The organism is Streptococcus sp. 20925_1_77, assembly GCF_041432125.1.
Classification (GTDB): domain Bacteria; phylum Bacillota; class Bacilli; order Lactobacillales; family Streptococcaceae; genus Streptococcus.
In genome coordinates this window covers 146,686-160,030 of record NZ_JAPVZB010000002.1, presented here as the reverse complement: position 1 = coordinate 160,030, position 13,345 = coordinate 146,686, and the positions used below count along the sequence as shown (strand labels likewise).

Sequence of the window (13,345 nt, the reverse complement as noted above, 5' to 3'; positions counted from 1 at the left end):
AATCATATTTATATTTTTGTAAACGAATACACTTTTCCACCTTTACTATACTACAAAATCCTTCGTAAAACAATAATTTCTATGTGAAACTAGTTTCAAAAAAGAGATCCGCTACTGCGAATCTCTTTTGACTTTATTCCACCACTGCTTCAGCAATTTCCTCTGCAGTGATACCTGCAAAATAACGGCCTAGATTAATGGTTTGAAGGGCATTGAGGACGTCTTCACGTTCGTATTTAACGCCACGAAGAACATCTTCTACTGCTGCAACATCTTCGATACCAAAGAAGTCACCGTAAATCTTGATATCTTGAATTTTTGATTCAATGACATTTGCGAAGATTTCCACCTTACCGCTTGGGAATTTTGTGCCACGACGTACATTGTATTCAGGAGACTTTCCATAGTTCCAATCCCAGGTACCGAACTTGGTTTCCTTGATCCGGTTGATTTCAGCCAATTCTTCATCCGAGAAGACATATTCTGTCATCTCAGGGTATTCTTTCTTCATGTAGTCCAAAAGTAGGTCCCGGAACTCTTCAACCGTGATTTTTTCTGGCAACTCATCGATGATATTGGTCACACGTGCACGAACCGATTTAACCCCTTTAGACTCAAACTTGTCTTTAGAGACCTTGAGAGCATTAGCAAGGACAGACAAATCAACGTCAAAGAGAAGGCAACCATGGTGCATGATCCGACCATTGATATAAGCTTGGGCATTTCCACAGAATTTCTTGCCATCAATCTCTAAGTCGTTACGACCCGTGAATTCAGCCTTAACCCCAAGTTGAGCCAAGGTGTTGATTACAGGAGTAGAAAAACTCTTGAAGTCAAAGGCTTTGTTCTCATCTTCTTTTGAAATGATGGTGTAGTTGAGGTTGTTCAAATCATGGTAAACAGCCCCACCACCACTGATCCGGCGAACAACTTCAATCCCATGCTCTCGAACATAGTCACGGTTGATTTCTTCGATGGTATTTTGGTGACGACCAACGATAATCGAAGGTTTGTTAATCCAAAGAAGAAAGATTTGATCCTCATCTAACAGATGCTTAAAAGCATACTCTTCTAAAGCAATATTAAAAGCAGTATCATTTGAATAATTAATAATGTATTTCATAAGATTCCTTTATATACGATAGAGACTGGTCCAGCATTTGCTGTCCAGCCATTCTATCATTTCAAATATTATTTCTTCTTAGGTGAGTGAACTGCCAAGCCGAGTACATCCGCAAAGGCTTCGTACATCACTTCTGAGAAGGTTGGGTGACCATGTATGGTCTTGAGCATTTCTTCTACAGTGATTTCCATCTCAATAATAGTTGAAGCTTCGTTGATCAATTCAGCAGCAGCTGGACCAATGATATGAACTCCAAGAACTTCACCGTATTTCTTGTCTGCAATGACTTTAACAAAGCCTTGAGCAGCATCTGATGCAATGGCACGTCCGTTCGCCGCAAAGTTAAATTTACCGATTTGAACATCGTATTTTTCACGAGCTTGTTCTTCTGTCAAACCAACAGCGGCAACTTCTGGAAGTGTGTAGATAGCTGCAGGCGTCAAGTTCAATTTGGCAACAGCATGATTTCCCTTAAGGGCATTTTCAGCTGCCACTTCACCCATACGGAAGGCAGCGTGAGCCAACATCTTCGTACCATTGATATCACCTGGTGCATAGATACCTGGAACAGACGTTTCCATGTATTCATTAACCTTGATCCGTCCACGATCCAATTCAAACTCAACTTCACCGATTCCTTCAAGATCTGGAACACGGCCGATTGAAAGAAGGGCTTTGTTGGCGATGATATCATCTTTTCCTTCAACCTTGATACGGAGTTTGCCATCTTCTTCAATGATTTCTTGCAATTTCGTATCCGTCAAGATTGTCATACCCTTGCGTTCAAGGATCAAGCGAAGGTTCTTAGATACTTCTGCATCCATAGCTGGAACAATACGGTCCATCATTTCGATGACTGTTACTTTTGAACCAAAAGTCATGAAGGCTTGACCAAGTTCGATACCGACAACCCCACCACCGATGATGACAAGGCTTTCTGGAACTTCATTCATTTCAAGGATATCATCACTAGTCATCACAAGGGATGATTCCATTCCTGGAACGTTAATCTTGCTGACTTTTGAACCACCAGCAAGGATAATTTTCTTGGTTTCAAGCAATTCAGAACCATTGACCAAGACATTCTTATCTTTCGTAATGGTACCGATTCCTTTATGAACATCCACTCCGTAGCTACGAAGAAGCCCTGCAACACCACCGACGAGGGTATTTACGACCTTGTTCTTGGTTTCAAGAACCTTATCCATATCTACTGAGAAACTTGGATTTTCAATGATAATACCACGGTTTGCCGCATGACCAATATTTTCAATGATTTCAGCGTTGTGGAGGTAAGTCTTAGTTGGGATACATCCGCGGTTCAAGCACGTTCCACCAAGTTCAGATTTCTCAACAAGAGCAACCTTACCACCTAATTGAGCTGCTTTAATAGCAGATACGTAACCAGCAGGACCCCCACCGATCACTACGATATCATAAGCGTCATCGCTCTTATTGTCATCGTTTGAAGCACTTACTGCAGCTGGTGCTGGACTCGCTTCTGGTGCTGCTCCAGCTGTAGGGATGTTTTCCCCTTCTTCACCAAGGTAACCGATCACTTCTGTTACAGGAACAGTTTCGCCGTCCCCTTTCAAGATAGCAATCAAGTAACCGTCTTCTTCCGCTTCCAACTCCATGCTGACTTTGTCTGTCATGATTTCAAGGAGAACTTCTCCTTCTTTTACAAATTCGCCGACTTTTTTATTCCACTGAACGATTTGTCCTTCGATCATATCTACGCCGGCTTTTGGCATAATAACTTCTAAGGCCATTTTATTTCCCTCTTTTTCTTGTTTCTATTCTCTCTCGTTGATTAGACCAACATTGAAATCGGGTCTTCAATCAAGGCTTTCAAGTCTTTCATGAATTTGGCACCAGCCATCCCATCGACTACTCGGTGGTCAATGGTCAAGCCCAAGCTCATGATTGGACGAATAACAATTTCACCATTCACAACCACTGGTTTTTCAACCGTTGCACTAACGCCAAGGATGGCAGAGTTTGGTTGGTTGATGATTGGTCCAAATGATTGAACGCCAAACATTCCCAAGTTACTGATGGTAAAGGTTGAGTTTTGCAATTCACTTGGAGCAAGCTTACCATCCAAGGTACGTCCGATAACATCCTTGAAGGCTACGACCAACTCTGACAAAGTCATTTTTTCTGCATTATAGACAACCGGTGTCATCAGTCCATTGTCCATCCCAACTGCCATCGCTAAGTTGACATAGTTATGAGTAATGATGGTTTTGCCATCTTCTGTCAATGACGCATTGATGTATGGGTGTTTCATCAAGGTCTTAACCACTGCTAGAGAAAGCAAATCTGTTACAGTGACTTTCTTGCCAGTGGCTTCCATGATTGGATCCAATACCTTCTTACGAAGGGCCAACATTTGAGACATATCAACGTCATAGTTCAAAGTAAAGGTTGGTGCTGTCAAGTAAGATTCCACCATCCGTTGAGCGATCACCTTCCGCATTGGTGTCATCGGAATCCGCTCGATCTCACCATAAGGTGTCACATTATCTGGAGCTTCCTCCACCTTCTCGATTTGAGCCGGTGACTTAATGGTCTCATTCTCGATATTTTCAGGAAGGAAAGCAAGGACGTCCTTCTTCATGATCTTGCCACGATGACCAGTTCCTTGGATTTCTTGCCAAGCAATATTGTGTTCTAAAGCAATTCGTTTTGCAAGTGGTGAAATGCGAACCACATTTGTGTCTTTATAGGTTTCCACGTCTTCTTTGTGGACACGACCGTTTGCGCCTGAACCAGAAACATCATAGAGGTTGATCCCAAGATCATCCGCTAACTTTCTAGCCGCAGGAGTCGCTCTTAGCTTATCATCAGCCATGACCTCTCCTATTCTATTATAAGATATCAAGGACGTAGAGGAGAAAGAAAAAATAGGAGATTGACGCTGTGTTCGATGAACACAAGGAAATCTATCTTTTTTTCACAGTCCTCCGTCCGGATTCAGTTATAAGATACTAAGGGCGTTTAAAAGCGACCGAAAAATAGGAAATCGACGCAGACTTCGATGAAGTCAAGGAGATTTATCTTTTTTCCGAGCTTTTAGCCCGTGCTCTAATTTAAATGACATTACATAATTTATGTTATGTATTATTCTTTATTGTACGTTTTACGAATGGCTTCTTTGATGCTTTCAACTGTTGGAATCATTGCATTCTCAAGATTTTGTGCGTAAGGCATTGGCACATCTTCCCCCGCACAACGTCGGATTGGTGCATCCAAGTAATCAAATGCTTCTGATTCAGAAATGATAGCTGAAATTTCACCGATATAGCCACTTGTTTTGTGGGCATCATTGACAAGGACTACTTTTCCTGTCTTCTTGACAGAATTAATGATGATCTCTTTATCGAGTGGGACCAAAGTCCGTGGGTCTACTACTTCTACTGAGATACCTTCTTCTGCCAATTCTTCAGCGGCTTGCATCACGCGACGAAGCATTTTTCCGTAGGTTACGACAGTGACGTCAGTTCCTTCGCGTTTGATTTCTCCGACACCAAGAGGAATCGTGTAGTCTGGATCAACTGGCACTTCCCCTTTTTGGTTGAATTCTGATTTATATTCAAGAATGATAACTGGGTTGTTATCACGGATAGATGACTTGAGAAGTCCCTTCATATCCGCTGGAGTTCCAGGAGCAACAACTTTCAAACCAGGAATATGAGTAAACCAAGATTCCAAAGATTGGGAGTGTTGGGCTGCAGAACCAACTCCGTTACCAGCAGCACAGCGGATTGTCATTGGGACTTGACCTTTCCCACCAAACATGTAGCGAGTCTTAGCAGCTTGGTTAACGATAGCATCCATGGCAATCACTGAGAAATCCATGAAGGTCATATCAACGATTGGGCGAAGTCCGGTCATGGCTGCACCAGCTGCTGCTCCTGAAATCGCAGCCTCAGAAATCGGACAGTCACGAACACGTTCTGGACCGAATTCCTCCAGCATCCCTACAGAAGTACCGAAGTCTCCACCGAACACTCCGACATCTTCTCCCATCAACAATACATTTTCGTCGCGACGCATTTCCTCAGACATAGCAAGGATAATGGTATCGCGGAAAGACATTAATTTAGTTTCCATAATTCTCTACTCCCCCTTAGTCTGCGTAAATATCTTCGAAAGCTGATTCGAGTGGAGGGAATGGGCTTTCTTCCGCAAATTTTACCGAAGCTTCAACTGCTTCTTTTACTTCTTCTTGGATCTGATCCAATTCTTCTGCGCTCGCAATCTCATTTTCAAGGAGATACTTGCGAAGGTTTTCGATTGGATCTTTCTTCTTCCACTCTTCGACTTCTTCACGGGTCCGGTATTTACCAGGGTCTGAAGATGAGTGACCAAGCCAACGATAGGTGACACTCTCGATCAAGACAGGGCCTTTACCAGAGCGGACGTGATCGACTGCCTTCTTAAATCCTTCATAGACATCAATAACGTTGTTCCCATCAGGAATAAACATTCCAGGAATGCCGTAAGCAGCACTACGCTCGTAGATATGCTTGACATTGGTCATTTTCTTAATGTCAGCAGAGATTCCATAACCGTTATTGATACAGTAGAAAATAACTGGGAGGTTCCAGATGGAAGCCATATTGACCGCTTCGTGGAAGACACCTTCGTTGGTTGCGCCGTCCCCAAAGAAGCAGACAACAATCTTACCAGTCTTTTTCATTTGTTGAGTAAGAGCTGCACCTACTGCAATTCCCATACCACCACCAACGATCCCGTTGGCACCAAGGTTACCAGCATCCAGATCAGCGATATGCATGGAGCCGCCTTTCCCCTTACAAGTACCGGTATATTTCCCCAGGATTTCAGCCATCATACCGTTAAGGTCAATACCTTTAGCAATAGCTTGTCCGTGACCACGGTGATTTGAGGTGATGAGGTCATCTTCATTTAGAGCTAACATAGCCCCAACGTTTGCAGCTTCTTCCCCAACAGAAAAGTGCGTCATACCGGGCACTTTTCCTTTTTTTACTAACTGTGCAATTTTTAAGTCCATGCGACGGATTTCTTCCATTTTACGGAACATTTCCAATAAGAGAATTTTATCTAATGTTGCCATCATTTCGCCTTTCTTAGCATTTATTCATTCATTTTTATTCTAGCCAAATATGAAAGCACTGTCAAAAATAATGCTCATATGATTTCACAAACTTTATTCCTTGGAAGAAGGTTTTATAAGCTTTTTAAAATCCAAATACAATATTTCACAATCTTTTCTCTTCTTCCTTTGCTATACATATAAAAAAACCGATAGGATCCTATCCTACCGGTCGTTATCTTATGATTGGCGTTGGCCAAAGTCATGAATCATTTGTTCCAATTCTTCACGACTAGGTGTTGTAAGCATATAGAGGTAATCTCCCTGAAGTTCCGCAAAGGCTGCAGGCATGTCTTTCTTGACACGGAATTGATCATGGTATTTAGCCAAAACTTCTTCTTCTGACAGAACATAGGCTGCATTGGCACGGCGTGAAGTCGCCAAGCAATATAGGGGCTCAAATTCAGAAGCTGGGAAAGGTTCTCCAGCTACGATAGCAGCATAGCCACGGTACAAATCAATCGAGTGGGCATAGTTGTAGACGTCAATGGTAAAGCCACCTGCAGGGCGATTATTGTACTCGATCGCAATATAGTCATCCCCATCGCGGAAGAATTCGATGTGGAAGAAACGTTCTTTCATGCCAAAGGCTTTGACAATCGCTTCCCCGTATTGACGCAATTTTGGATCCATCTTTTTGAGAACATAATAAGAGTTGTCCATCTTGTAGAGCATCAAATCGAGTGGCGTATAAGCATAGTCAAATGTAGTGGAGAAGACAATGTTGCCATCACGATCAACCAGACCATCAAAGGTACAAATCTCACTAGAAGTGACAAATTTCTCAAAGAAGTACTCTGTATGGCCATCCCATTCTGCCTTGAAATGGTCCACATCTTCTGGCGTTTCGATCTTGAAGGTCGCTGCTGCTCCTACCCCATTGTCAGGCTTAGCAATCAAAGGCAACCCAATCTTCTTCACAGCTTTATCAATGTCTTTTTCTGTTTTAACCACAGCACCAGGTACGACTGGGACTCCAGCTTTCTTGAAGAGTTTCTTCATTTCGGATTTGAACTTGGTTTTCTTCAAATCTTTTGGCTTAGCCCCGAAGACATTGAATTGCTCCCGAAGCGCTGCATCCAATTCCAACCAGTATTCATTGTGGGATTCGATGCGATCGATTGGCCCGTGTTTGTAGAAAAGAAAGGCTACTGCTCGCTTCACTTCGTCTAGATTTTCCAAATTTTCAACTCGGAAATATTCTGTTAAGCTGTTGCGCAAAGGCTCATCTAACTGTTCATATGGCTCTTGACCAATTCCCAAAACAGTGATCCCTTTATTAGCCAATTCAATTGTAAATTGTTGGAAGTTTTGTGGGTAATATGGTGAAATAACGATATAATTCATTGAGGTCTCCTCCCTTTTTACTTATAGATGCATTTGGCCTAGGAAATAAGGCATTTGTTTGCGCCACCATTCCCAATCGTGGGCGACATCATGTCCCCATTCAGCGAACCATGCAGGAATATTTTTGTGATCAAAAGCTTCTTTCAGTTTGTAGAAAGATGGAAGTCCATCTTGTTCCCAAGCTCCTAAACCAGTACAAACAACGATTTCCGCCTGACGGTAACGATCGATAAACCAGCCATCATTTTGGTTCCAAATATAATCAGATGGCGAGTTTTGGTAAATGGCTTCATCGCCTCCAAAGTCACCAACAAAAAAACGAGCGTCATAGACACCACTCAAGGCAATCACTTTGTTAAAGACATCTGGATGTTGCAAGAAGAAATTGAGTGCGTGGTAGGCTCCCATAGAGCAACCAGTTGTCATCATCGGATCAAACCAGCCTGTTTTGTGTTTGATAAAAGGAATGGCTTCTTCAATCACATAGCGTTCATACGCTCGGTGCATTTCGGCACGATCGTGAGGATTCTTCCAGTTACAAAGCCAGCTATCACTATCAACACTAGAAAGGGTAAAGAATTGAACCCGTCCTTCTTCGATAAACTGAGCACAAGCATCAATCATACCAAAATCATAGTACTCGTTATGGCTTCCACCTGATGAAGCAAAGACCACAACAGGAATCCCTGCGTGTCCATAGCGGTTCAAATACATTTCACGGTTGAGTTGGCCACTCCAGTGGCTTAAATGTTCAATATTCATAAGTTTCCTCTTTCTCTCTATTGATTTGTTCTGAGTCCATTAATCCCAATTTTCTGCCAAAAAACGAAGGCATTCTGGTAAATGTTCAGCCCAAGCTTCTTCGTGGTGAATAGCTCCAGATTGAATCCGAATGGCAATATTTTCTAAAGCAACTCCTTGTTGGATAACGTCGTGATAATAACGAAGGGATGAATCAATGTAGGCTTGCTTGATATTTCCCGCCATCAGCGTTTTATCTGTATCATCCGCCTCTTCAGTACCTACATAGATGTATATCCGTTGATCTGCATATAATTTTTTGCGTTCGATATAATGATTGAAGGCATCTTGGTGTAGCCAGTTAGCAGATGAAAAGACACCTAAACAACCAATTTGATCTTGGTACTCTAAGCCCAAAAATTGGGTAATATTCCCACCCAAGGAAGATCCAATCATGGCCGTATGTTCTCTGTCAGCAAGAGTCCGGTATTCTTGGTCAATGAAAGGTTTGACCACTTCCATAACGAACTCTCCGTACTCAACGCCCTTGCCACCAAATTGCATTCCGGGAATATTGGACTCCTTGTACTTCCATGCAGAATATTCGTTCATACGTTGGAAACCGTCGTTATCAATCGCAACGACAATCATGCGGCTAATATCAGGATTCCGCTTAATGGCTGGAATCACCTTCCAGGAATGACCTGCAAAAGCTTCCTTGCTATAGAGAACATTCTGGCCATCATGAAAATAGACAACAGGATAGCGTCGATCGGTATCTGTTTCATAATTCTTAGGTAATAAGACCCGCACACGACGGAGTTTTCCGGTATAAGGCACTTTCAACTCGTGTGTCTTCATATCTAAATAAAAATAGGATTTGTTCATTGTCAGAAAACTCTCTATATTCTAAATTTTATTCATTATACCATTTTTAGAAGAAAAAGTCTGGATTTTCTCCAAACTTTTTCCTTTCTTGGGTTATTTTTCCATAAATTGGGCCAAATCTTCTAAAGAACGTTCGGCAATTTTCTCATAGCGCTCCTTTTTATCCCGAATGCGTGGGCCTTCTAGCTCCTTGATTATCCCGAAGTTGACATTCATCGGTTGGAAATGTTTGCTGTCGGCATGGGTGATATAGTGAGCCAGACTTCCGATAGCTGTTGTTTCAGGGAAGATGGCTGCTTCTTCTCCTTTGAAAAGGCGAGCTGCGTTGATTCCAGCAACTAAGCCAGAAGCTGCAGATTCAACATAGCCTTCTACCCCTGTCATTTGACCTGCAAAGAAGAGATTAGATTGTTTCTTTGAACGATAGGTTTGTTCAAGCAGGTTAGGAGAGTCCATGTAAGAATTGCGGTGCATGACGCCGTAACGAACGAACTCCGCATTTTCTAAACCAGGGATCATTTGGAAAACCCGCTTTTGCTCACCCCATTTTAGGTGAGTTTGGAAGCCAACGATATTGTAGAGACTAGCTGCTGCATTGTCTTGGCGTAACTGAACTACCGCGTAAGGTGTCTTAAACTCCCCATCACGTGGACCTTTGTAATCATCTGGATACTCAAGCCCAACTGGCTTCATAGGTCCATAGAGCATGGTTTTAATGCCTCGTTTAGCCATGACTTCAATTGGCATACAACCTTCGAAATACTTTTCTTTTTCAAAAGAGTTAAGTGGGGCTTCTTCCGCGTTAACCAAGGCCTCATGGAAATCCATAAACTCTTGTTTGGTCATTGGGCAGTTGAGATAGGCTGCCTCGCCTTTGTCATAGCGAGACTTGAGATAAACCTTGTTCATATCGACGGTATTGACATCGATGATCGGAGCTGCGGCATCATAGAAATAGAAACCGTCGCCACCATTGAGGGTATGGATCTTTTCTGCCAAGGCATCGCTAGTTAGAGGCCCCGTTGCGACCACTGTGATGGCATCTGTCGGCAATTCCGTAATTTCATCACGAATGACTTCAATAAGAGGGTGTTGGGACACCTTCTCCGTCACCCGGCTAGCAAAACCTTCTCGGTCCACAGCAAGTGCTCCACCGGCTGGTACACGAGTCGCTTCAGCTGCTTCAAGGATGACAGAACCCAGACGGCGCATTTCTTCTTTGAGGAGACCGACAGCATTGGTGAGAGAATCCCCACGAAGAGAGTTGGAACACACTAACTCAGCAAAGTTATCTGTTTTGTGTTGCGGAGTTGATTTGACCCCCCGCATTTCGTAAAGCTTGACCGGAATACCCTGTTGGGCAATCTGGAAAGCCGCTTCCGAGCCCGCAAGGCCCGCACCGATAACATTGATATAAGATTGAGACATGACACTAATACCTCTTTGGGTGAAAACTAAGGCCAAATTAAAACAAGCCACTGGACTGTTAGACACCCACAAATCTTTCTAAATTGATACTCGGTCTATTATACCAAAAAGGCAAGTAAAAAGACAGACAGGAGGATTCCTGAATGTCTTCGAAAATCATTGTTTCTTGAAGTTGAATGATCTATAAGCATTCAGCTGATTTTTGTCTTCGTAACTAATGCTAAAGCCCACTTCTGTATTCCTAGGTAGTTTATCAACTTGAAGTATTTGAGTAAGTAAGTATTGAAAATCAGAATCCGTCCAATTTTCAATATCTTCATTAGTTACTTGTAGGTTTTGTTTTCGTACCTCTTTTATATCAATGTCTATATCAATTCTAAAGGTCGAACGATTATCAGCAACTCTTTTTAAGAGTAGATCTCGATCGCGAACAAGCGTTTCTTCATCAAGATTGTTGACTCTACTTGGGTCTAGGTCCTCAATTAACGGAGTGAGTTCTTTGACATCTGTTTTTAAAATAGACTCTCTTTTTTCTTGCTCCTCAAGATAAGTTTCTGGATTTCCACTATATTCTTCTTTTGGTACCAAAGAATACCTCGAGTTAAAGAACTTCAATTCAATTGAGTTTTTAATATAAAGTTTCCTAATCGCATCATCGCTTAAAAATATTGAAATCAAGCTACCGCTCTGAAGTAGCTTATTGTATGCTTCGTCTAGCCTATCATAGTTGTCATCACCAGAAACATACTCCATTTCTAGGCGATAAACTTTTTTCTTCGAAAAACCTAGGAAAATTTTCTTCTCGACTTCTTTAAGTTTCGGATTATATCTGAGGACTGGAGTTTTCTCAACATAATCTTTTTCAAAATCTACATAGACATCAACAAATTTTTCAGTTCCTTCAATGTAAATTGGAGATCCCTGATAGCCGAACGTATCAGCTGTCGAGTATCCTTCCGCTTTTAGCCCTGCAGCTTCTACTACGGAACGAATATTTGATATAGCCGCATTCGCTAAATCATTATCTACTCCGTTGTTACATGATGACAATATTAATAATGTCAGCATAGGTAAGAGTACACTAATTACTTTCTTAATCGCTTTTCTTTTCATTTCTCCTCCTAGCATGCAATTTAACCAAAATCCTTATTTTCGTTACAGTTAGAATCTTAAAGGGATCAATTTCCAGTTGATTGGTGATCTTATAAAATTATCTATTTTTTTGACATAGCATCCTTCCAGATTCATAGACACAACCAGGCTGCTAGGAGGGCAGATAGGATGCTGAATAGGGAACCAATCAAATAATACTCCGCAAAGGCTGGATCCTCCGAAATTTTATTGTAGCGAGCGATGGACTTGGCTGTAAAGACTAGCCCGATCGAAGCAAATTGCCCATAGACGAGACAAGCGCCAATCACCAAACGTTCTAAAAAGCCAATCATGGAACCAGCCCCAGTGATCGTATCCATTTTCTTCTTGCTGGTTGGTTGATACTTAGCAAACATAATTTTAAAGGAAATATTGCTTGGTTTCCCAACTAGAAGAACATAAAAAATCAGATTTAAAGTGTCTATTGGCAGATAGGTCGTGCCATTCTTCGCTCCTAAAAGGACTAGACAGCTAATGATGGCGATATGCAAGACTTGATCCAATGCAAAAGTCCATGCTTTTGGTAATTTCAATTGCTTCTGCACGATCGGTTTTAAGAAATCTATTGTAGCATGGGTCAGTAAAATAACCAAGCAAATCCACCACAAATCTAGATGACAGAAGGAAACGACGATCAGAGGCAGAGCTACATATAAAATGTGAAGCCCTAGCACCTTCTTATCCTGATCCTTACGATCCGCCATGTTTTGGCTTTGAAAATAATAATCTGATAGTAAATGACAAATCAACAAGAGAATCAAGTATGGATTCACTACGATACTAGACAATCCGCTCATCTTCCTCTCCTTTCACTGTGCTTTGTATACTAGCCAGGGCAGCTGCTCGTCCCCGTAAATAAACGCGAATACTGCTACTCTTTAAGCGCTTGGACAAGGCACTTGGGTTAAGCCCTAGCGATTGAGCCAAATCCTGCTGGCTAAAGGTTTCACTATAGACAGATCTCTTTAGCAGATTGAGCAGGATCTCTTCCTGACTCTCTCTCCAGCCCGAACGTATGGCCTCTCCAGAAGCAATGAGGGCGTTTACAAAAAAGTCTTGGTTTTCCTTCCCGCTTGAAAAATAAATCTGTGTATTGCCATAGTCATTTTTCTGATGAACAAAATTGATGGCTGCGCGTGCATTCCAATAAGCTGGACCATCTGCTCCAACACTTTGCAAGGGATCAATAGCTGTTACAATCTCCCCGAAGCCAATTCCAAAACGAAGCTGTGTCGGGTTTAGTTCTGAACGCAAGGTATCGATGATTTGAAAAACTGGAGCATCCACTTTTAAAAGTGCCTGAAACTCATCCCCCAAGGTCAAAGTAAAACGGGATGCCAGGTAATCTCCAAATAATTCGTTCATCTTTTGAAGCGTTTTTTCTACCTGTTTTTGCAGGTCAAGACGTTCTTGTACCATTTTGGAATCAATGACATCTGCAATCAAAGCAAGATACATAAGCCCACCTCCTTATGTCTATTATAACGAAAAAAAACAAAAATGTCTATTATAACAGACATTTA

General features: G+C 41.9%; 12 protein-coding genes. All 12 read right to left on the bottom strand.

The genetic code is table 11. The annotated features are described in order from the left end of the window. Nucleotides 1-133 precede the first annotated feature (133 nt). Entirely contained in the window at nt 134-1,123 is a 990-nt protein-coding gene (locus tag O3626_RS02060; protein WP_118095165.1) for a lipoate--protein ligase, read from the bottom strand. 68 nt (nt 1,124-1,191) lie between these two features. Next, nucleotides 1,192-2,895 (bottom strand): dihydrolipoyl dehydrogenase, encoded by a 1,704-nt coding sequence (gene lpdA / locus O3626_RS02055; RefSeq protein WP_371494957.1) that lies wholly within the window; start codon nt 2,893-2,895, stop codon nt 1,192-1,194. Between the two features lie 41 nt (nt 2,896-2,936). Then, nucleotides 2,937-3,980, bottom strand: a complete 1,044-nt coding sequence (locus tag O3626_RS02050) for a dihydrolipoamide acetyltransferase (RefSeq protein ID WP_201036803.1) — start codon at nt 3,978-3,980, stop codon at nt 2,937-2,939. A gap of 269 nt (nt 3,981-4,249) precedes the next feature. Further along, on the bottom strand, nt 4,250-5,242 hold the full coding sequence (locus O3626_RS02045; protein WP_049507789.1) for an alpha-ketoacid dehydrogenase subunit beta: 993 nt from the start codon (nt 5,240-5,242) through the stop codon (nt 4,250-4,252). A 16-nt stretch (nt 5,243-5,258) separates the two neighbouring features. After that, nucleotides 5,259-6,227, bottom strand: coding sequence for a thiamine pyrophosphate-dependent dehydrogenase E1 component subunit alpha (locus tag O3626_RS02040; protein WP_049473204.1), 969 nt, complete (start codon nt 6,225-6,227; stop codon nt 5,259-5,261). Between the two features lie 219 nt (nt 6,228-6,446). Next, complete coding sequence (locus tag O3626_RS02035; protein ID WP_247920097.1) at nt 6,447-7,613, bottom strand: acetyl-CoA carboxylase biotin carboxylase subunit family protein; 1,167 nt, start codon at nt 7,611-7,613, stop codon at nt 6,447-6,449. Nucleotides 7,614-7,634: 21 nt separating this feature from the next. After that, entirely contained in the window at nt 7,635-8,375 is a 741-nt protein-coding gene (locus tag O3626_RS02030; RefSeq protein WP_070659233.1) for an esterase family protein, read from the bottom strand. Between the two features lie 39 nt (nt 8,376-8,414). Next, a complete protein-coding gene (locus O3626_RS02025; protein WP_021153226.1) occupies nt 8,415-9,242 on the bottom strand; it encodes an alpha/beta hydrolase in 828 nt (275 codons plus the stop codon). A gap of 93 nt (nt 9,243-9,335) precedes the next feature. Further along, on the bottom strand, nt 9,336-10,670 hold the full coding sequence (gene trmFO, locus O3626_RS02020) for a methylenetetrahydrofolate--tRNA-(uracil(54)-C(5))-methyltransferase (FADH(2)-oxidizing) TrmFO (RefSeq protein WP_371494954.1): 1,335 nt from the start codon (nt 10,668-10,670) through the stop codon (nt 9,336-9,338). A gap of 156 nt (nt 10,671-10,826) precedes the next feature. Next, on the bottom strand, nt 10,827-11,783 hold the full coding sequence (locus tag O3626_RS02015) for a hypothetical protein (RefSeq protein WP_371494952.1): 957 nt from the start codon (nt 11,781-11,783) through the stop codon (nt 10,827-10,829). A gap of 131 nt (nt 11,784-11,914) precedes the next feature. Then, nucleotides 11,915-12,619 (bottom strand): DUF3307 domain-containing protein, encoded by a 705-nt coding sequence (locus O3626_RS02010; protein ID WP_371494950.1) that lies wholly within the window; start codon nt 12,617-12,619, stop codon nt 11,915-11,917. Beyond that, a complete protein-coding gene (locus O3626_RS02005) occupies nt 12,603-13,280 on the bottom strand; it encodes a SatD family protein (protein WP_371494948.1) in 678 nt (225 codons plus the stop codon). The genes O3626_RS02010 and O3626_RS02005 overlap by 17 nt, the downstream gene beginning before the upstream one ends. Nucleotides 13,281-13,345 lie beyond the last annotated feature (65 nt).